Origin of the sequence: Paraburkholderia sp. BL18I3N2, assembly GCF_003001875.1 — a bacterium.
Taxonomy (GTDB): domain Bacteria; phylum Pseudomonadota; class Gammaproteobacteria; order Burkholderiales; family Burkholderiaceae; genus Paraburkholderia; species Paraburkholderia phytofirmans.
This window is the reverse complement of the sequence record NZ_PVNC01000030.1, coordinates 26,540-45,274: the sequence shown is the minus strand read 5'-3', so window position 1 is coordinate 45,274 and position 18,735 is coordinate 26,540. Positions and strand designations below refer to the sequence as shown.

18 protein-coding genes are annotated in these 18,735 nt (G+C 57.7%); 7 read left to right on the top strand and 11 right to left on the bottom strand.

Going from position 1 to position 18,735, the window contains the following annotated elements:
• Window positions 1-48: 48 nt before the first annotated feature.
• The 5 genes from B0G75_RS37305 to B0G75_RS37285 form a co-directional block, all read right to left on the bottom strand.
• Window positions 49-825 carry a 5-oxoprolinase subunit PxpA gene (locus B0G75_RS37305; protein ID WP_106314668.1) on the bottom strand — a complete coding sequence of 259 codons (777 nt, stop codon included), beginning with the start codon at window positions 823-825 and terminating at the stop codon, window positions 49-51.
• The gene (locus tag B0G75_RS37300) at window positions 822-1,244 is read right to left on the bottom strand and encodes a hypothetical protein (RefSeq protein WP_106314667.1); all 423 of its coding nucleotides are present in this window, start codon (window positions 1,242-1,244) and stop codon (window positions 822-824) included. Before B0G75_RS37300 ends, B0G75_RS37305 begins: the two co-directional genes overlap by 4 nt.
• The gene (locus B0G75_RS37295) at window positions 1,241-2,212 is read right to left on the bottom strand and encodes a biotin-dependent carboxyltransferase family protein (protein ID WP_106314666.1); all 972 of its coding nucleotides are present in this window, start codon (window positions 2,210-2,212) and stop codon (window positions 1,241-1,243) included. The genes B0G75_RS37300 and B0G75_RS37295 overlap by 4 nt, the downstream gene beginning before the upstream one ends.
• Complete coding sequence (pxpB, locus tag B0G75_RS37290) at window positions 2,209-2,838, bottom strand: 5-oxoprolinase subunit PxpB (RefSeq protein WP_106314665.1); 630 nt, start codon at window positions 2,836-2,838, stop codon at window positions 2,209-2,211. Before pxpB ends, B0G75_RS37295 begins: the two co-directional genes overlap by 4 nt.
• An 83-nt stretch (window positions 2,839-2,921) precedes the next feature.
• Window positions 2,922-4,112, bottom strand: coding sequence for a pyridoxal phosphate-dependent aminotransferase (locus B0G75_RS37285; protein ID WP_258194899.1), 1,191 nt, complete (start codon window positions 4,110-4,112; stop codon window positions 2,922-2,924).
• Window positions 4,113-4,378: 266 nt separating this feature from the next.
• On the opposite strand from B0G75_RS37285, the gene B0G75_RS37280 reads away from it, so the two are divergent.
• The gene (locus tag B0G75_RS37280) at window positions 4,379-5,281 is read left to right on the top strand and encodes a LysR family transcriptional regulator (RefSeq protein WP_106314677.1); all 903 of its coding nucleotides are present in this window, start codon (window positions 4,379-4,381) and stop codon (window positions 5,279-5,281) included.
• A gap of 229 nt (window positions 5,282-5,510) precedes the next feature.
• Window positions 5,511-6,182 (top strand): RraA family protein, encoded by a 672-nt coding sequence (locus B0G75_RS37275; RefSeq protein WP_106314663.1) that lies wholly within the window; start codon window positions 5,511-5,513, stop codon window positions 6,180-6,182.
• A 405-nt stretch (window positions 6,183-6,587) separates the two neighbouring features.
• Here B0G75_RS37275 and B0G75_RS37270 read toward each other — a convergent pair whose 3' ends face one another.
• The gene (locus tag B0G75_RS37270) at window positions 6,588-7,703 is read right to left on the bottom strand and encodes a branched-chain amino acid ABC transporter substrate-binding protein (RefSeq protein WP_106314662.1); all 1,116 of its coding nucleotides are present in this window, start codon (window positions 7,701-7,703) and stop codon (window positions 6,588-6,590) included.
• Between the two features lie 323 nt (window positions 7,704-8,026).
• Here B0G75_RS37270 and B0G75_RS37265 point away from each other — a divergent pair, with 323 nt between their 5' ends.
• Both B0G75_RS37265 and B0G75_RS37260 read left to right on the top strand, forming a co-directional pair.
• Window positions 8,027-8,380 (top strand): RidA family protein, encoded by a 354-nt coding sequence (locus tag B0G75_RS37265; protein WP_106314661.1) that lies wholly within the window; start codon window positions 8,027-8,029, stop codon window positions 8,378-8,380.
• 218 nt (window positions 8,381-8,598) lie between these two features.
• Window positions 8,599-9,405 carry an NAD(P)-dependent oxidoreductase gene (locus B0G75_RS37260; RefSeq protein ID WP_106314660.1) on the top strand — a complete coding sequence of 269 codons (807 nt, stop codon included), beginning with the start codon at window positions 8,599-8,601 and terminating at the stop codon, window positions 9,403-9,405.
• A 965-nt stretch (window positions 9,406-10,370) separates the two neighbouring features.
• On the opposite strand, the gene B0G75_RS37245 is transcribed toward B0G75_RS37260, so the two are convergent.
• The gene (locus B0G75_RS37245; RefSeq protein ID WP_106314659.1) at window positions 10,371-11,312 is read right to left on the bottom strand and encodes an electron transfer flavoprotein subunit alpha/FixB family protein; all 942 of its coding nucleotides are present in this window, start codon (window positions 11,310-11,312) and stop codon (window positions 10,371-10,373) included.
• Between the two features lie 22 nt (window positions 11,313-11,334).
• Window positions 11,335-12,084, bottom strand: a complete 750-nt coding sequence (locus tag B0G75_RS37240; protein WP_106314658.1) for an electron transfer flavoprotein subunit beta/FixA family protein — start codon at window positions 12,082-12,084, stop codon at window positions 11,335-11,337.
• Between the two features lie 272 nt (window positions 12,085-12,356).
• On the opposite strand from B0G75_RS37240, the gene B0G75_RS37235 reads away from it, so the two are divergent.
• The 3 genes from B0G75_RS37235 (at window position 12,357) to B0G75_RS37225 (ending at window position 14,369) form a co-directional block, all read left to right on the top strand.
• Complete coding sequence (locus B0G75_RS37235; RefSeq protein ID WP_106314657.1) at window positions 12,357-12,872, top strand: thiamine pyrophosphate-binding protein; 516 nt, start codon at window positions 12,357-12,359, stop codon at window positions 12,870-12,872.
• 8 nt (window positions 12,873-12,880) lie between these two features.
• Window positions 12,881-13,486, top strand: coding sequence for a thiamine pyrophosphate-dependent enzyme (locus B0G75_RS37230; RefSeq protein WP_106314656.1), 606 nt, complete (start codon window positions 12,881-12,883; stop codon window positions 13,484-13,486).
• A 118-nt stretch (window positions 13,487-13,604) separates the two neighbouring features.
• Window positions 13,605-14,369: a helix-turn-helix domain-containing protein gene (locus B0G75_RS37225; protein ID WP_106314655.1), complete on the top strand. Its 765-nt coding sequence runs from the start codon at window positions 13,605-13,607 to the stop codon at window positions 14,367-14,369.
• Between the two features lie 18 nt (window positions 14,370-14,387).
• Here the strand turns inward: B0G75_RS37225 and B0G75_RS37220 are convergent, their stop codons facing one another.
• From B0G75_RS37220 to pruA, 3 genes are all read right to left on the bottom strand, one after another.
• A complete protein-coding gene (locus B0G75_RS37220) occupies window positions 14,388-15,551 on the bottom strand; it encodes an FAD-binding oxidoreductase (protein WP_106314654.1) in 1,164 nt (387 codons plus the stop codon).
• A gap of 61 nt (window positions 15,552-15,612) precedes the next feature.
• Window positions 15,613-16,827: a pyridoxal phosphate-dependent aminotransferase gene (locus tag B0G75_RS37215; RefSeq protein WP_106314653.1), complete on the bottom strand. Its 1,215-nt coding sequence runs from the start codon at window positions 16,825-16,827 to the stop codon at window positions 15,613-15,615.
• A 76-nt stretch (window positions 16,828-16,903) separates the two neighbouring features.
• On the bottom strand, window positions 16,904-18,457 hold the full coding sequence (pruA, locus tag B0G75_RS37210; protein WP_106314652.1) for an L-glutamate gamma-semialdehyde dehydrogenase: 1,554 nt from the start codon (window positions 18,455-18,457) through the stop codon (window positions 16,904-16,906).
• Window positions 18,458-18,735 lie beyond the last annotated feature (278 nt).

Below are 18,735 nucleotides of genomic sequence, written 5' to 3'. Positions count from 1 at the left end.
TATTTCTTCGTTTCGTCTCGCGTCGCAAGACGAAGCTTCCGCAACGGCTCACCGCGCAAAGGTTCTGGACACCGGCTGCACGACGATGCCGTTCTCGACCAGTCGCGAGCGCACGATCTTCGCCATCGTCACCGCGCCCTCGGTGTCACCATGTACGGTCACGGTGTCGAGCTTGACGGCAACCTTCTTTCCCGAAATCGACGCAACGCATTTGTGGTCGATCATGTCGATTACCCGCTGGGCGGCCAGCTCCGCGTCGTGGATCACTGCACCCGGGAGCCTGCGTGATACGAGATGCCCCTCGTCGGTGTACGCACGATCTGCGAATACTTCCCGAACCAGATTCAGACCGCCACGCTCCGCTGCGGATTCGCCTTCCGTGTTAGGTGGCACCACAAACAGGAGTTCTCGATCGACTGCCTTGACCGCTCGAACAACAGCGTCGGATATCTCACGGTCCGTGAACATCAGGTTACCGAGCGCACCATGCACTTTGAAGTGGCTCACATTTGCGCCCGCAGCGCGTGCGATGGCCTGCAATGCGCCGATCTGATACGCAATCAGATTCTCAATCGTCCGCATCGAATCGCCAACGATGGTGCGGCGCCCGAAACCCCAGATGTCGTTGAAACCCGGATGTGCTCCAATATCGACGCCGCGCTTCATTGCCGCGACGACCGTCTTGTGCATCACGTCGGGATCGCCGGCGTGGAAGCCACATGCGATGTTCGCCGACGAAACGATATCGAGCATTGCCTCGTCGTCGCCCAGCTTATAGACGCCGAAACCCTCGCCGAGATCGGAATTCAGATCGATTTGGTTCACGCCCCCTCTCCTTGCAATTCATATACGTCGGTGCCGTAACCAACGAGCGAGCCATCCGGCCAGATCTGCTCGCCGATGACCCCATCCCGCGGCGATGAGACCGGCAGAAGGACGACGCCGTTTGCAACGAAGCCCACAATATCGCTGGCCCTGACGCTCGAACGCTCAACGTTCACTTCGCGAAAGGCCGGGTGTTGACCGTAAAAAATGCCCGCGTGAGGTGACTGCACGAAGTCGCCTTTGCTACGGCCGGACCCAGCACGATCGTGAGTCAACACGCTGAGGGGTTCGGGCGACCTGCCGGCCTGATCCGATCCACGCCGCACCTCCAGCGAGAAGCCGGGTTTCCTGAGCCGCAACTCGCGCACGCCGGATTGAGACAAGCTGCCGATAATCTTCTCGAGATCTGGAATATTCATCTCACTCTCCAGAGTGAATTCTCGATCTGCGACACGTATCGATTAACACTCGTTGAGGCAAGCACGGCGTCCTGCACCGAGACCTCTTCAAAACGAACCTGTGAACCAATCGGAGTCTGCGCAAGCCGCCATAGATCCGCCTCGATCACGGTTCCGATCTTCGGGTATCCGCCCGACGTCTGACCATCACTCATGATGACAATAGGTCGTCCGGAAGGCGGCACCTGGATGACCCCGGGAAGGATGCCGTGCGACAGCATCTCCACCGGTTGCTTGAACTCCACTTCGGGGCCTTCGAGTCGATAACCGATCCGGTTGCTGTCCGGCGTCACATTCCAGCCGGTATTCCAGAAGGTCTCGAGTCCGGCTTCACTAAACCGGTCGAATTCAGCGCCGGGCATCACGCGCACGCTCCTGTTACTCGTGGGTACGAGGTCAGTCAATGCGACGTCGGGAGGCATCACGCCGAAGCCGCTCTCGCTTGCCGCCAGCGGTGAGTTCGTCGGCTCGCCCACGCGCAACACGTCGCCGCGTTTCAGACAACGACCTTCGTGTCCACCGAGGCCACTTTTGATATCGGTGCTGCGGGAACCCAGCACGTCCGGGACTGCGAGTCCACCGTGTACGGACAAATAAGCACGCGCTCCCGATAACGGCGCACTCACCGTGAGCGTTTGTCCCGCCTCGACAACAAACGACCACCATGGCGGGATCTTTTTCTCATCGACAGTGATCGGGCAAGCAGCGCCAGTCAGCGCAACACGTACGCGCTTGCCAAAACGTAGCTTCACCGGGAAAACGGTCATTTCGAGCGATGCGACGCCAGCATCGTTTCCGCACAGAACATTGCCGACCCGGTACGCAAGTTGATCCATGGCGCCCGCAAGGCCGAGCCCGAGGTTGCGATACCCTCGCCTGCCTTCGTCCTGTATCGAGCATAGAGGGCCGACTGTCAGTATTTCTATCACGTTTCAACTCTCTCGATCTGGAACCGGACGGTATCTCCCGGGGCGAGTAGTGCCGGCGGCTGCCGATCGGCCTGGAAGAAGTTCAGGTCTGTCTTGCCGATCAAACGCCAGCCGCTCGGGGACGTTTGCGCTATGACGCCAGTTTGCATTCCTCCGATAGCGACCGTTCCAGATGGTGCGCTCAGACGAGGCTTCGCCAATCGAGGTGAGTGCAGTTGCTGGTCGAGCCCCCCGAGATACCCGAAACCTGCGTGCGCACCCAGGAAGAACACCTTGTACTCACCCGACGCATGGAGCGCTGCCGTATCCGTCAAACTCTTCCCGGCCCGCCCGGCCACATATTTGAGGTCAGGTCCATACTCGCCGCCGTACGCGACCGGAACGTCGACGACCTTGCCGGTCACGGACAAAGGCATAGTGCGGGGCCATTCGGCACGAATCTGCTCCGCCACTTCCCACGGTTCGTCGACACGGCGTTCCAAGATCACGAGGAGATTATTCATTCCTGGAATGACCTCTTCCACGGAGGGCCATTTGCTCACCGACATTGCCAACGCCCAGAACAGCGTTTGCTGGCTCAGACTGAGCGGCTCAGTGCTTTCGCAAAGGATCGCCGAGCTTCCCATGTAGCTCAGCTTCAGCGATCCTGGAGTACAACTTCCCGCCACGACATTGTCCTTTTTAGATTTGATCCTGCTGCGCGAAGGCGCTATCGGAGATCAGCGCACGCGCGAACGATGCGATTGCAGCCTTCGACAATTGCGTCGTTCGACGTCGCGAATGACAGACGCAGATACGGAGACAAGCCGTAAGCGGTACCATCCAACGTCGCCACGCCAGCGTGTTCGACAAGAAATTGGACCACATCGAGATCTGTCCGGATCGCTTTTCCGTCAGGCGTTTTCTTACCGATCAAGTCACGAACAGAAGGAAACAGATAGAACGCACCTTGTGGCACGCTAACGGTGAGCCCTTTCGCGTCCCGAAGAAGAAAGGCCACTAGTTCGGCACGCTCCGCGAAGATTCGCGAAATTTCGTCGGGCCGCGGGCCTGCAAACGCCGCGACCGCTGCAGCCTGACTGATCGAACTGGGACATGTCGTGCTCTGCGTGATCAGCTTTCCGATCGCATCGATCAGCGGACGCGGACCTGCGCCATAGCCGATTCGCCAGCCGGTCATCGCGTACCCCTTCGATACACCGCTCACGAGAAGATGTCGCTCAGCAACGCAGGGAATCGCAGCGATCGGCGAAACGTGCGTTCTGCCGCCGAACACAAAGTGCTCGTAAATCTCGTCAGACAATAGCCACACATGTGGATGACGCTCTAGCACCGCACCGATCCGCTCGAGTTCTTCCCGCGTATAAACCACGCCGGTCGGGTTATTCGGCGTGTTGAGGAAGAGCCATTTCGTTTTCGGTGTGATCGCGGCTTCGAGCGCTTCAGGTTGCAGCTTGAAACCGTCGGCCTCTTCGCACGTAACGATCACGGGCACACCATCGTTCAACGCGACCATGTCGGGGTAAGAAACCCAGAACGGAGCGGGAATGATGACTTCGTCGCCCGGGTTCAGCGTCACCGTCAGCGCATTGAACAATACATGCTTGCCGCCGCCGCCAACGACGACGTTTTCGGGGCGGTATTCAAGCGAGCTGTCTCGCCGCAGACTGTCAGCGATCGCCTGACGCAAAGGTGCGATCCCGCTTGATGCCGTGTACTTGGTTTCACCACGGTCAAGCGCTTTGATCGCCGCATCCACGATATACGCAGGCGTCGGAAGGTCCGGTTCCCCGATCGTGAAATCGATAATATCTCGACCTTCCGCACGAAGCCGGTCGACGAGCGCCTTGGCGGCAATACTCGGGGACGGTTTGACACGATTGATACGATTCGAAAGCATTGCTTGATTCATTGGGCTTTGTTCCCACCGTTAAACCATTGTGCCGGATCGCGTTTCAATTGGGGTCGCATGCGGCCCCGTGGAAACGATCGATGTGGATGCAAAACACGCGGCAGGCGACCAGATCGCATGCGGTGCCACAGCCTTTAGGCTCGGCTTAGTTGCCTTCCATCGAGCGTCAACGAAACGATAAGGCTCCGTAAAAAATGAAAAAAGCGATTTTTTTTGATCGTATAATATTTCTTTTTTTCATACTGGACGCCGTCATGCTTACCTTCAAACAGCTGGAGGCTCTTTACTGGATAGTGCAGCTTGGCTCATTCGAGGCAGCGGCTGCCAAGTTGAACGCGGGCCAGTCGGCCATCTCCAAACGTATTCAGGAACTCGAGAGCACCTTCGACATCGAGTTGTTCGATCGCACACGCCGCAGCGCCAAACTCACCGAACGAGGCGAAGAACTTTTCTACCACGCCAAAGATCTCCTCGATCGGCGAGACGCAGCAATCGAGCGCGTGAGCACGAAAGATCTGCTGGTGCGCAAGCTCAGTATTGGCGTCACCGAACTTACCGCTCTGACTTGGCTTCCCCAGCTGGTCGAAGCCATTCGCCGCGCGTACCCTCGCGTCACCGTCGAGGCAGAAGTGGATCTAGGCTCTCCTTTGCGCGACCGGCTCGCCGCCGGCACGATCGATCTCATCGTTGTCCCTGATGCGCCGATCTCCGATCGCTTCGTTTCGATTCCTCTTGCTGCCGTTGAGAATGCCTGGATGTGTGTCCCCACGCTGGTCCCTGAGAGCAGAGTGGTGCCTCTCGCCGAGATATCGCAATTCCCCCTGCTGACTCAAGGCATGTCATCGGGTACCGGAGCAACTTACACGCGCTTTCTTCAAGATAATGGTGTGAGGGTCACGAAAGCGCTCTCGAGCAACAATCTCGTTGCGCAAATTGGCCTGACGCTTTCAGGCCTCGGCGTCAGCTACCTTCCCAAAGAATGTCTCAGCTACCTCATCGAAAATGGCTTGCTCGGGACCATTGAGACGGAGCCGCCGTTACCTCCGGTCAGGTACGTTGCGATGTACCGAAGCGATCATCCGAACTCGCTTAATCACGAGGTTGCACAGCTGGCGTCCGAATGCTGCGATTTCGGCAGAATCCTGCTCAAGGCATAACGAGGGGGCTTTTTTCCAAATCAATCACGCCTCCTGTCCCGGCAGAAAAAAAGCAATACATGACATTAGAAAAGTTCGCTTTTTTTTGCTTGATCAGTGACATATCGTGCGTTGGTCAAACAGCCCGAGCCGATTTTCTCGGCATGCGACATCCATCCATGTCTCATGGATTAGCGATCTCGTCCGGGCGTTTTCTCGACTAACGACAAACCGGTTCTTGGGAGTTCGAATGATTGGCTTTAAGATTCACGCACGAGCGCGTAAGGCAGACAGTCGCATTGTGGAGCAGTTTCGCAATCTGCCGGTGGCTAATGTCAGCGACGTCATGTCGCGTATGACGGCCGGCGGCGCGGCACTGCGCCCAATGCATGACGGCACTCCAATGGTAGGTCCTGCATTGACCGTCAAGTGCCGCCCGGGCGACAACCTGATGGTGCACAAAGCGCTCGATCTGGCTGAACCGGGTGACGTGGTGGTGGTAGACGCCGGCGGAGATTTGACGAATGCCCTGATTGGCGAACTGATGACTTGGTATGCTGCCAGCAGGAAGCTGGGCGGGATCGTGATCAATGGTGCGATCCGCGACGCGGCTACTATTAAAAAGAACCCGTTTCCCGTCTACGCTGCGGGTGTCACGCATCGCGGCCCCTACAAGGACGGTCCGGGTGAAATTAACGTGACGGTTGCTCTTGACGGCATGTGCATCGAGCCCGGCGATCTGGTTATCGCCGACGCGGACGGCATTCTGTGCGTCCCGTTCGACTATATGGAACAGGTCTACCAGGAAGCGTCGGAAAAACATCACGCCGAAGAAAAGACCATCGTGGAAATTGAGGAAGGCCGACTCGACACGAGCTGGGTTGATGCACGGCTTCGCAATCTCGGATGCGAAGGTCTATAGGTTCTTTTCGTCTCCGGTCTGCGGTTGGAGAGCTAGCAGTAGGACTGCCGACCGGACAAAGCGATAGAAAGCACCAATCCATCTGACCAGACCGGTCAATTCAATCTTATTCAATCGATGCCTGGCACCCCTCCGACGGGCGATCGCACTACTTCGCGCCCTTCAATCCTCCAAACTAATCCGCTCTACAAAGCGCATTTAGTCAGATCACTTGTCGATACACCTCTGGATTGCCGCTGCTTCCCCACTGAACGGGTATCGAGCGACCAATAGCAATGAGCGAACCGGGCATAGCCCGTTCGCTCATGCGATAAATGCGAGATCCATTTGCAATGCACATTTCCCCAGGGCCACGGATCGATCACGACCGGTGGCCCCGCGCCACAGATCACTACGAATGTTGCATCAGTTGGCGACTTGCAGTTTGCTGCCGGCAAACTTGTAGATCGTCACGGTAGGACTTTTCAGCTCACCTGAAGACGTGAACGAGTACTGGCCGACGATGCCGGTGTAGTCGGTGTCGCGCAGTTGTTTCACTACCACATCGCTCTTGGTGCTACCCGCCTTCTGCATCGCAGCGGCCACCATGTTCATCGCGTCGTAAAACACTGCGCTATAGATTTGGGGCTGCGCTTTGAACTTGGCTACGTAGGCGTCGTGAAACTTGCCTGTCAAGCTGGTGCCCGCCAAGGGGGATCCGCCGATGGGGCAGCGGACGCTCGCGCTTTGCTCCCCGCCGATCGAGCCGGTGTCCGGATTGCAGATAGCATCGCCTCCCAGCAGCAACGCCTTGATCCCCAAACCGTGCATCTGCTTGACCAGCAGGCCGGCCTGCTGCGAGTAGCCGCCGAAGAAGACTACATCCGGCATGGTGGCGCGGATTTTGGTCAAGATCGCCTTGAAGTCGGTGGCCTTGTCGTTGGTGTATTCCCGATCGACGATGTCGACCCCCGACTGGCGTACCACTTTCTCGAACTCGTCGGCCACGCCACCGCCATAGGCCGTCCGGTCATCGATGATCGCTGCTTTTTTCGCTTTAAGCGAAGCCACCGCATAGCGCGCCATCTCGCCACCGAGCCTCGAATCACTCGGTAAGACCTGAAAGAGGTTGGTCATGCCTTGGCGCGTCACAGCGGGGTTCGTCGCACTGGTGATAACCGGGATTTTCGATGGGCCATACACTGTCGCGGCCGCAAGCGTCACGCCGGAATAGAATGGTCCCATGACCGCATCCACGTGATCGTCAACGAGCTTTTGCGCAACCTGTACGCCAACACGGGGATCGCCCTGATCGTCCTGTGAGTCGAGAATGAAGTTAGCCTTCTTCCCTCCAATCGTCACTCCTTTGGCATTCAACTCGTCGATCGCGAGACGCAAACCATTTTCGGCATCCTTACCAGCGACCGCACCGTTCCCGGTTAGTGGCCCGGAATTCCCGATCTTGACATCGATCGTATCTGCGTGCGCGAGGCCCACGTTCGAGATAGCCAATGCGGCGGCGATAACAGCAAACTTTTTCATTAGTTGCTCTCCAGATTCGCAAGCGTCGGCTTGCCAGCGGACAATGTTTGACATCGACAGTGTTCGCACATGGTGATTACGTGTGCGACCTATCGCCACTCTTAGGTAAACGAAATAGTAGGAAAAGCGATTTTTTTGGATATATTAACATTCCACTTTGGAATGGAAAGCAAGGCCGCTCTGAGACGACGACTCATGAAATAAACGAATGAATCAGTACCGAAAAAAATCGCCACTTCGACAAATTCAACGCTGCATAATGATCCGGTAGTCGCGGCGAATGGCTGCGGTTGAACGATCACCACTACGACGGAGCTTTATCGATGGAGATTCAACGTGTAGATGCGGGAGCCCGACTCAGTCAGGCAGTTAAAGCCGGCGGTCTGGTATTTACCGTTGGTCAGGTTGCCACGAGGACGCCCGGCGCGGATGTTGTGACGCAGGTCAAGGACATCCTGGACCAGATCGACGGCTTGTTGGGGAAAACCGGTAGCAGCAAGGAACTGCTCGTATCCGCGACCGTGTATCTCGCGGATCTGGCGCACTTCAACGATCTCAACTCGGTGTGGGACAAGTGGGTCGTCCCCGGTTCAACGCCAGCCCGCACGACGATTCACGCACAGCTTCTGTCGCCCGACTACGCGGTCGAAATTGCGGTCGTCGCCGCGGCGCTATAAGCGCCTCCTACAGATCTGGACGATGCCTCGACACGGTATAGGACGATCGCATCTTGGCAAACCGATCGCATCTTGGCAAACCTAGACTCATGGAAATTGCGATTGCAAGAGCCTGTGGTCAGAGAACGTCCACGATGGTACGTTTTCCATCAGTGGGTCATCACAGGCACCCGCAAGACCGCTCTGTGTTGACCCAGCGCTATAAACAGGAGTTCAGGATGAAAGTATTGCTTTTAGGATCCGCCGGCAACATTGGTAAGGAGCTTCGTGCGGGCCTCTATGGCCAGTACAACCTGCTGCGAGTTGCAGATATCGCGCCTCAAGAAGCAGCGCGCGAAGGCGAAGAAGTTGTCACTCTGGATATTCGCGATTTCTCGCAAGTTCAGGCGGCGATGGAAGGCATCGACTGCGTCGTGCATTTCGCAGGTGCGCCTGACGAGGATACTTGGGAGCGCATCCTCACATTGAATATTTCGGGATGCTTTAATGTCTTCGAGGCCGCCCGCCTCGCGGGTGTCAAGCGCGTGGTGTTTGCAAGCTCGCATCATGCCGTGGGTTTCTCCGATCGCTCGAAGCGAATCGATGCAAATGCTTTACCGCGTCCTGATAGCCGCTACGGAGTTTCCAAGGTGTTCGGAGAAGGCCTGGGTCGACTGTATGCGGACAAGCACGGAATGTCCGTCGCGTCGCTGCGTATCGGGTCCTATCGTCCCGACGACGTACCATCGCACCCGCGCCAGCTGATGACGTTCATCAGCAAGCGTGACATGGTGCAACTGGTCAAACGATGCATTGACCATCCAGACTTTCACTACGTCGATGTCTACGGGATTTCCGCGAACACCGATGCCCGTTGGGATAACTCCCATGCCAATTTCCTGGGCTATAAACCGCAGGACAACGCAAACGATCATGCTGAGGCAGTGCGAGCACTGAACATAATCGAAAGTGACGTGGAAAAGAGATTCCACGGAGGCTTCCTGACCGCGATCGAGTTCGATGGCGATCTCGACAGGATAGACTAAGCATCCTTTCTCCGAGCACCATGACCAGCGAACTCTGCATGCTCAGGCGTGGCCAATTTGTCGGTTCAGGTCTCGGTTTGGCTTTGCTGATTGTCTTTCGTTCTTCCTGCAGGTCATTTTGGGCTGCATCGTCAAAATTAATTAGCGTAAAGCGGCCAGGCAACGCAGGGGCCGCTGATCGCCGGAGCTCTTATCGGCGAACTATCGCAATCGATCGGTCTCGCATGGCACACGTCAAACTCGAGGCAATTCTGAGACGTCCATCGTCAATCGTCTCGTGTCTGGCGGAAACACGCACCACGAGCCGTCTTCGTGTCGAAAAAAGATAAGTTCAAGCGTGCCGACAGAACGCGTTGCCTCGACACGGACGCATCTCCACTGTTTGCATCGGATGTGCCTGGATCGCGTGACTCGTGCGCGTGCATCTGACCCAGCACCAAACCATTTCTCCACCACTGATCTCAAGGATCCTTCACGTAAACTCATCGCCCACCTCCATGCGTCATGATTGACTAACTCTGACCCGGAATCAGTAACCGCTGCGGAGTCAGGAGCGTCTTGCGTCTACAACGGTACGTGTGCGAAAAAAGCCCGGGAATACCGGGCAAAGGCTTGCGCTCTCACACGCGAACCTCGGAGATGCATGCGCGCTCTCAAAACTTTCGCGGCTCTATGCCCCGCTTCGTCGTGGTAACTCGCGATTTGCCTTTTCGTCCCATCGTCTACTGATCAGCCGGGCGGCTCGTATCGCGTGATCAAAATTTTCGTCCGTCGCAACGTGCCTGTGATCGACACTCACCAACCAGTTGCCGTCAGCAAGACACCAACGGATACGACGCTCCTCGACCAGGCCTGCAAACCATCGCCAAATGTCTGCGTCCTCTGCATTGACCGCGTTCGCGGCGTTTTGCCGGATCTGAGTCGAGATATACACAGGCACCTCCTTCAGTAAAAGGACTCAAATCTCAAGGAGCCCAGATGCCGGCTACCAGTTCTGGCACGACCGCGAACAGATCGCCGACAACACCGTAATCGGCGACGCTGAAAATCGGCGCTTCCGGGTCCTTGTTGATGGCGACGATGACCTTCGAGTCCTTCATGCCGGCCAGATGCTGGATCGCGCCCGAGATGCCGACGGCCACATACAGTTGCGGCGCGACGATCTTGCCGGTCTGGCCGACCTGATAGTCGTTCGGCACGAAGCCGGCATCCACCGCCGCACGCGATGCGCCCAGCGCTGCATTCAGCTTGTCGGCCAGTGGCTCCAGAACCTTCGTGTAGTTCTCACCGCTGCCCAGCCCGCGGCCACCCGAGACGATGATCTTCGCCGAGGTCAGTTCCGGACGATCCAGCTTCGTCACTTCACGGCTCACGAATTGCGACAGACCGGTATCGGCTGCGGCTTCGATCTTCTCGACCGTTGCGCTGCCGCCTTCTGCTGCAACCGGGTCGAAACCGGTCGAGCGGACCGTGATGACCTTGATCGGGTCCTGAGATTGAACCATTGCGATCGCGTTGCCCGCGTAGATCGGACGCTCGAACGTGTCGGCGCTATCCACTGCGGTGATGTCGCTGATCTGCGCGACGTCGAGCTTCGCAGCGATACGCGGCGCGATGTTCTTGCCGTATGCGGTCGCCGGCGCGAGGATGTGCGAGTAGTTCTTCGCAATGTCCAGCACGGTCGCTTCGACGTTTTCAGCGAGGCCTGCTTCGAGTTGCGGCGCGTCGGCCAGCAGCACTTTCGAAACGTCTGCGATCTTCGCGGCCGCATCTGCTGCGGCTTGCGCGTTGTGACCGGCCACCAGCACGTGAATGTCACCACCGATCTTCTGCGCCGCTGCAATCGTGTTCAGCGTCGCGGCCCTGATCGACGCGTTGTCGTGTTCTGCAATTACCAGATTCGTCATTTGCTCTGTCTCCGCGTTCTACTTAAAGCACCTTGGCTTCGGTCTTCAGCTTCTCGACCAGCGTCTTCACATCCGGCACCTTCACACCGGCGGAGCGCCTGGGCGGCTCGACGACTTTTAGCGTCTTCAGGCGCGGCGTGACATCGACGCCGAGGTCTTCCGGCTTGATCGTTTCCAGCGGCTTCTTCTTTGCCTTCATGATGTTCGGCAGCGTCACGTAGCGCGGCTCGTTCAGGCGCAAATCGGTCGTGACCACGGCGGGCAGCGTCAGCGACAGCGTTTCCGCGCCGCCGTCGACTTCGCGTGACACCGTCGCCTTGCCGTCTGCCACGACAACCTTCGAGGCGAACGTGGCCTGCGGCAGGTTCGCCAGCGCGGCCAGCATCTGGCCGGTCTGGTTCGAATCGTCGTCGATCGCCTGCTTGCCGAGGATCACCAGCGACGGCTGCTCCCTGTCGACCAGCGCCTTGAGCAGCTTGGCGACAGCCAGCGGCTGCAGCTCTTCATTCGACTCGATCAGGATCGCGCGGTCCGCGCCGATCGCCAGCGCGGTACGCAGCGTTTCCTGCGCTTGCGCCACACCCGCCGACACGGCGATCACTTCCGTGGCTACGCCTGCTTCGCGCAGACGCACTGCTTCTTCAACCGCGATTTCGTCGAACGGATTCATCGACATCTTCACGTTCGCGAGGTCAAGGCCACTGCCGTCCGACCTGACCCGGACCTTCACGTTGTAATCGACCACTCGCTTAACCGGCACAACAATCTTCATGGTTCCTTCTCCAATCATTTGAACACTAGTGTGCTTACACAAACCAAGGGTTGGAATTCGGCATTCTGGAAGGCCGCATTCCAGACGCTCGAACGCACACGCAAGCCAACACGGAAAAGCCGTTAACCCCAGCCTAAATGTGTCTTCCGAAATCAGTAATTGAGCGACGACTTTTGCTGATGCACGCTGTCACTCATCAAAGCAAGGTAACTGATCCGCCCTGCTTGCCGCGACGGCTATCCGTTTTCATCAACCTACCAAAACTCGTCACCATGTCAGTCAACTGGCCGGAAACAATCTTCGAGCACTTCAAAGCCGCTGACGTGCGGCAAGTGGCATACGTGCCTGATGCGGGGCACAAACGTCTTATCGAACTCTGTGAAGCTGACGCTGAAATCCATGCCGTCTCGCTGACCACCGAAGAAGAAGGGGTGGCCATGATGGGCGGCGCATGGGCTGGCGGCCAGCGCGGCGTACTGCTGCTGCAGTCGAGCGGCGTGGGCAACTGTATTAACATGCTCTCGCTGCAACACGAATGCCGCATGCCCATCGTGATGCTGGTCACCATGCGCGGAGAGTGGGGCGAATTCAATCCCTGGCAAGTCGCGATGGGCAAATCGACCCAGGAGGCGCTCGAATCGGGCGGCGTTTATGTCTACCGCGCGGATGATCCCGCCGACGTCCCTGAGACCGTACGCGCCGCGCTGAATTTTGCCTACAACACCTCCCGGATGGTCGCCGTCCTGATCGGACAGCGCGTCATCGGCACCAAGAACTTTAATAAGTGAGCACGAATATGACTCAGCAGACGACGCCCCTGAACCGTCGACTGGCGGTAAACCGGATTCTCCGCGATCGGCAGCAGGACGTTCTGGCAGTGACCAGCCTTGGCAATCCGACCTTCGATGTGGCCGCCGCCGGGGACACGTCACAGAACTTCTATCTTTGGGGTGCGATGGGCGGAGCTGTTTCCTTTGGGCTCGGCATTGCGCTTGCACAACCCGAGAAGCGCGTGATCGTGTTCGTTGGCGACGGTGAAATGATGATGGGCCTTGGGTCGCTCGCAACCGTTGGCGTCGATCGGCCGGCCAATCTCTCTGTCGTCGTTATCGACAACGAACACTACGCGGAAACGGGCATGCAATTGGCCCACGCAGGCCGAGGTGTCGACATTACGGCAATCGCCAGGGCAGCCGGATTCGAGAAAGCGACAACTATTTACGCCGAGGGCGAGCTCGAAGAGTATGTCGACGTCATTCTCAAGGCCAAGGGTCCTGTGCTCGCCACGGTGAAGGTCGGAACCGATCCCGAACCGACCGCCCTCCCCCCACGTGACGGTCCGTACCTGCGAAGCCGTTTCCGTGAAGCATTGCTTGGCGCGAAGGCCCACGCGAGTCAATAAGCACCAGTGCGCGGAAGCGGTGGAGCGGCCAGTTGCCGCCTCACCGCTTTCTTCGCTCCCGCCCCGGATTACACCCCCTGTACAATCGGGATTACTGTGACTTCACACTGATCCCCTTATGCCCGCCAAGGCCTATTCCGATATGTTGGTGGAGGTCTTTCGACAGCTGGACCGGCAACCCGAGATGCTCGAGCGCGTCTTCGATTGCTTTCCGGACGTGCTGTACTACATCAAGGATGCCCAGGCGCGCTATCTTTCCGTTAATCAAACGCTCATCAACCGAAGCGGGATGGCGCGCGACGACGTGATTGGCCAGACGGCCGACCAGCTATTTCCGGTGACCGGTGCAAGCACCAACGCGCAAGATCTGAACGTTATCGAAAGCCAGTCTCCGATTGTCGATCGCCTGCGCCTCTACTCGTCCGGATCGGGGCATCGATACTGGTGCCTCAGCTCCAAGTTTCCAGTTCTCAACGAAGACGGGCAAGCGATCGGACTGATCGGCATCTCGCGCGATCTGCCTCGCCCCGACGAACGGCACCACGGCTACCGCCGCTTACTGGACTATCTGGACTATCTGGAACAGAACCTCGGACAGAACATCCTGGTCACTGAGGCGGCGGAACGCGCCTCCATCTCTGTAGACACACTGGAACGTCTGACCCGTGAAGTGTTTCATCTGACGCCCAAGCAACTGCTCATGAAATTGCGGATCGACCACGCGTGCAAGTTGCTCGAAACGACTGACAACAGCATTACCGATATCGCGACGGACTGCGGTTACGCGGACCACAGCGCCTTTGCGCGGCAATTCAAATCCGCCACGCACCTCACGCCCCGACAGTATCGAAACGCGCGAGGGCGTGGCCTGCATCCACATTGATCAACCGATTGCCGGGCGCTAGTAAACGCCCTCTTCGATCACCAGTTGGCCCGAAGTGAGCCGCGCCGGCGATAGCGGCGAGAGGTCCAACGTTCTGAACTCACCGAAGGTCAGCAATTCAGCCATTGCACGGCCGACACCGGGACTGTGCATCATGCCGTGACCGCTGAAACCGGCCGCCACGAACGAGTTTTCCGGGCCCGACTGACCGACGATACCGTTCTGGTCGAGGATGTTGTATTCGTAGTAGCCAGCCCAGGCGTGCTCCACGCGTAGCGCCTCAAACGCGGGGATCCGCTCTGCCAGCGTCGGCCAGATGATCTCGTCAAATTCGGAAAACTGCACGTCGAGCGGCAGGTTATCCAGATCCATCTCCACTGAAGGCGAGATGATGCACAGGAAATGGTTCTGCTCCCTGCGCAGGTATATGCCGGACGAATCGATCAATATCGGCATATCCGGTATCGCCGTCGGGCATGACACGACGAAGGCGGAACGTCGTCTGGGCCGAACCGGCAGATCGACACCCACGCTTTTTGCAACAGACGCGCACCACGCTCCGCTTGCATTCACGAACGTATCCCCGGAAATTTCCCGCCCATCGGTCAGTTCAACGTGGGTAATCCGGTCTGCGCGTGTACGGTAGCCCGCCGCTTCGCCCGTAGTGAAATGAACGCCCGCCTCCCTCGCACGGTTTCTGAACCATTGCATCACGCTGTAGCCATCGAACCAGCCTTCGCCTGCAAGGCCTTCAACGGCATAAGTCAGATCGCCGACGTTCATCCACGGGTAGCGCTGCTGCAACGCTGCAGCGGAATACTCCCGCAGTTCGACGCCTAACGATCTGGCCAGTGCGCTCCGCCGACGTAGCACGCTCTCCTGCTGCGCATTGCCCACGAACAGATAGCCGCAATCCACCAGATCGACACCGGCGCCATACTGTGCCTTATGCCGCTCGCACGCCGAGAAGAAGTCGTAACCGAACTGCGATAGCTGAATGCAAATGGGCGTTGAGAACTGCTGCCGGATCGAACTGGCCGAAAGCGACGATGACGCGATTCTGTAGGTTGGATCTTTTTCGATCACCCAGATCTCACGTCTGGGCGTCTTCTGGACGCTCAGGAAATACGCGATTGAACAACCAATTGCACCACCACCTGTGATGACAATCCTTTCGCTCATGATTTACCTTCGAGGGCTCGTTGGGCTCCTGAGAGCCGAGCGGTATGTGGATAACGGACGATCAGACCGATACAGTTTCGAGGTTTTGACATGCAGTGCGAATCCGGCTCAGCGCTTCGTTCAGGTCGTCGAGCGATGCGGCATAAGAGAGTCTGAAGTACGGCGAGAGCAGAAAACCGGAACCTGAAACGACTGCCACGTTCGCCTCTTCCAACAGGTACATGACGAAGTCCTGGTCGTTCTTCAGAAGCCTTCCCCTCGGCGCACGGCTCCCAATAACGCCATGGCAGCCGACAAATGCATAAAACGCGCCTTCGGGCTCGTTACTGTGGAGTCCCGGAATGTCGCTCAGCGTTTTGACTACAAGCTTCCGGCGTTCGTCGAAAGCCGATCGCGATCTCTCTACGAATGACTGATCGCCATTGAGTGCTTCGATCGCAGCGTATTGCGACACCGACGATGCACTGGTGACAATCTGGCCTTGCACGAGATTCATAGCGCGGATGAGCGCAGCCGGTCCGGCGGAATAGCCGATCCGCCAGCCGGTCATCGAGTACACTTTCGACACGCCGTTGATGATGAGCGTGCGCTCCTGCAACTCCGGCGCCACGTTCAGGATATTGACGAACGGGCTTCCGGTATAGATGAGCTTTTCATAGATGTCGTCCGACAGGACCCAGACATGAGGATGTCGACGCAGTACTTCCGCGATGATGCGGAGTTCCTCCGCCGAGTAAACCGCTCCGGTCGGATTCGATGGTGAATTCAGCATCAGCCACTTGGTGCGCGGCGTGATCGATGCCTCCAGCTGCGCAGCCGTCAGTTTGAACCCTGCCGCTTCGTCGCACGCCACGACGATGGGCATGCCGGTCGCCATTTTGACGATTTCCGGATAGGAGACCCAGCACGGCGCGGGCACGATCACTTCGTCTCCCGGATTGAGAGTCGCGAAAAACGCCGCGAAGATCGCCTGTTTCGCACCAACCGACACGCTGACGCCATCCATTGGGTAGTCGACACCGTTGTCGCGCTTCAGTTTGGCGACGATCGCCTCGCGCAACTCCCGAATACCCGCGGCCTCCGTGTAGCGCGTCTTGCCTTCGCGCATCGCACGAATCGCTGCTGCCTGGATGTTCTCGGGTGTGTGAAAGTCTGGTTCGCCTTGCGACAGGGAGATCACATTCTTTCCGGCACGACGCAGTTCTGCCGCTTTTGCTGACATTGCCATCGTTTGCGCAGGGGCGATCTGGCCAATGCGGTCTGCAATGAAGCCCATTATGTTCGTTCCGTTTGTATGGAGAGCCTGGTACGTGAACCGGGGCCGCCCTTCTGTGGCGCCCCCGAACATACGCTTACAGACGTTCAGCCACTGCCTTCATTTGCAGGAACTGCAGAAGGTAGTCGGGACCACCTGTCTTGGTATCAGTGCCCGTCAGGTTAAAACCGCCAAACGGCTGAACACCGACCAACGCGCCCGTACACTTGCGGTTGAAATACAGATTGCCGACGTGGAAATCGCGGCGTGCTCGTTCGATGCGGCTGCGGTCGTTCGAGAAGAGCGCGCCGGTCAGCCCGTAGACCGTGTCATTAACCACAGCCAGACCTTCGTCGAAGTCCTTGACACGGATCGCGGCGACGAACGGCCCGAATACTTCCTCTTGTGCAATGCGCGCGCGAGGCGACACGTCGCCGAAGATGGTCGGCTCAATCAGATAGCCCGCTGCATTTTCCACGGCCTTGCCGCCTGTCAGAAGCTTGCCCTCGGTGTGACCGATATCGATGTACGACAGCACCTTCTTGTACTGCAGTTCATTGCACACCGGACCGAAACTAGGATTGTCCTTCGCCTCACTGACAACGAGTTCCTTCGTCTTCGCAACGACCTTCTCGAGCAATGCGTCGTAGACCGAATCCACCACGATCAGACGCGAGCAGGCCGAACACTTCTGGCCGGAATAGCCGAAGGCCGCCTGAATAACTGCAGTCGCTGCGTCATCGAGATTGGCCGTTTCATCGACCAGAATCGCGTCCTTGCCGCCGAGTTCAAGAAACACCCGCTTGAACCATTTCTGGCCTTCAGCCAGCTTCGCAGCGGACTCGTTGATCTGGGCACCGGTTGCGAGTGAGCCCGTGAAGTTGATGAAGCGCGTCTTCGGATGAGCGACGAGGTACGACCCGATCTCGCGTCCGGTACCCGGCAGATAATTCACCACGCCGGGCGGCAGACCTGCTTCGGCGAAGATGTCGAAAATCTTGGCCAGTGACACCACCGTATCTTCCGCTGGCTTGCAAACGACCGTATTACCCACCACGATCGCGCCGACCGTCATGCCGGTCATCAATGCCATCGGAAAATTCCACGGCGAAATCGTCACGCCCACGCCCAGCGGAACGTAGAAGCTCTCGTTCTCCTCACCCGAATAGTCAATCAGCGAACCGACGCCGCCGACGTGTTTAATCGCCTGACGTGCGTAGTACTCGGTGAAGTCGATCATTTCCGCGACTTCGGCGCTCGCTTCGACATAGTTTTTGCCGATTTCATAGACCAGCCATGCCTCGAGTTCGCGCTTGCGCCGACGCATGATAGCCGCGGCCTTCAACATGACGCGCGACCGGTCTTCCTGGCTCCAACGCTTCCATGATTCGAAGGCCGCCCAGGCTGCTTCCAGCGCGGCGTCCGCGTGCCGCGTCGTCGCCTTGGCGGTATAGCCGACAATCTCGTCCGGCTTCGACGGATTCGTCGAAACGAGTGTCGCTTCGGTCTGCACGCGCTCGCCATTGATCACCAGCGGATAAGTCTTGCCAAACTCGGCACGCACCTTTTTCAGTGCCTGCTGCATGTCCGCTTTGGCACTTTCGGTGTCGAACAAATCGAACGGCTCGTTCCTGAACGGCGCAATCAACATCGCTTTCTCCAGATTGAATGGTTTGGGCTGCTCTGCCGCTCTGACGAACGCGGCACGCTACCGTGAACCGATTGTCCGGCGCGAAATTATTCCGGTCTTGATCTAGTCACCCTGAATTTTGCGGAGTTTTGCATAATTATTAAAATGCGAATCATGCAAACCGTCTCCAGTAGCGCACTGTTATAGGCAGTCCGGAAAATATGATGGAAAACATCGTAAATACCGATTTGCGGATTTCTGCTATTTGCTACACTGGATCAACGGGGCATCTCTTCATT

What these genes read in the sequence shown, in the direction of transcription:
- B0G75_RS37300 (WP_106314667.1), bottom strand. Translation starts at nt 1,244, where the DNA reads ATGAATATTCCAGATCTCGAGAAGATTATCGGCAGCTTGTCTCAATCC.
- B0G75_RS37270 (WP_106314662.1), bottom strand. Translation starts at nt 7,703, where the DNA reads ATGAAAAAGTTTGCTGTTATCGCCGCCGCATTGGCTATCTCGAACGTG.
- B0G75_RS37265 (WP_106314661.1), top strand. Translation starts at nt 8,027, where the DNA reads ATGGAGATTCAACGTGTAGATGCGGGAGCCCGACTCAGTCAGGCAGTT.
- B0G75_RS37215 (WP_106314653.1), bottom strand. Translation starts at nt 16,827, where the DNA reads ATGGGCTTCATTGCAGACCGCATTGGCCAGATCGCCCCTGCGCAAACG.
- pruA (WP_106314652.1), bottom strand. Translation starts at nt 18,457, where the DNA reads ATGTTGATTGCGCCGTTCAGGAACGAGCCGTTCGATTTGTTCGACACC.
- B0G75_RS37245 (WP_106314659.1), bottom strand. Translation starts at nt 11,312, where the DNA reads ATGACGAATCTGGTAATTGCAGAACACGACAACGCGTCGATCAGGGCC.
- B0G75_RS37220 (WP_106314654.1), bottom strand. Translation starts at nt 15,551, where the DNA reads ATGAGCGAAAGGATTGTCATCACAGGTGGTGGTGCAATTGGTTGTTCA.
- B0G75_RS37285 (WP_258194899.1), bottom strand. Translation starts at nt 4,112, where the DNA reads ATGCTTTCGAATCGTATCAATCGTGTCAAACCGTCCCCGAGTATTGCC.
- B0G75_RS37240 (WP_106314658.1), bottom strand. Translation starts at nt 12,084, where the DNA reads ATGAAGATTGTTGTGCCGGTTAAGCGAGTGGTCGATTACAACGTGAAG.
- B0G75_RS37275 (WP_106314663.1), top strand. Translation starts at nt 5,511, where the DNA reads ATGATTGGCTTTAAGATTCACGCACGAGCGCGTAAGGCAGACAGTCGC.
- pxpB (WP_106314665.1), bottom strand. Translation starts at nt 2,838, where the DNA reads ATGGGAAGCTCGGCGATCCTTTGCGAAAGCACTGAGCCGCTCAGTCTG.
- B0G75_RS37230 (WP_106314656.1), top strand. Translation starts at nt 12,881, where the DNA reads ATGACTCAGCAGACGACGCCCCTGAACCGTCGACTGGCGGTAAACCGG.
- B0G75_RS37225 (WP_106314655.1), top strand. Translation starts at nt 13,605, where the DNA reads ATGCCCGCCAAGGCCTATTCCGATATGTTGGTGGAGGTCTTTCGACAG.
- B0G75_RS37235 (WP_106314657.1), top strand. Translation starts at nt 12,357, where the DNA reads ATGTCAGTCAACTGGCCGGAAACAATCTTCGAGCACTTCAAAGCCGCT.
- B0G75_RS37260 (WP_106314660.1), top strand. Translation starts at nt 8,599, where the DNA reads ATGAAAGTATTGCTTTTAGGATCCGCCGGCAACATTGGTAAGGAGCTT.
- B0G75_RS37280 (WP_106314677.1), top strand. Translation starts at nt 4,379, where the DNA reads ATGCTTACCTTCAAACAGCTGGAGGCTCTTTACTGGATAGTGCAGCTT.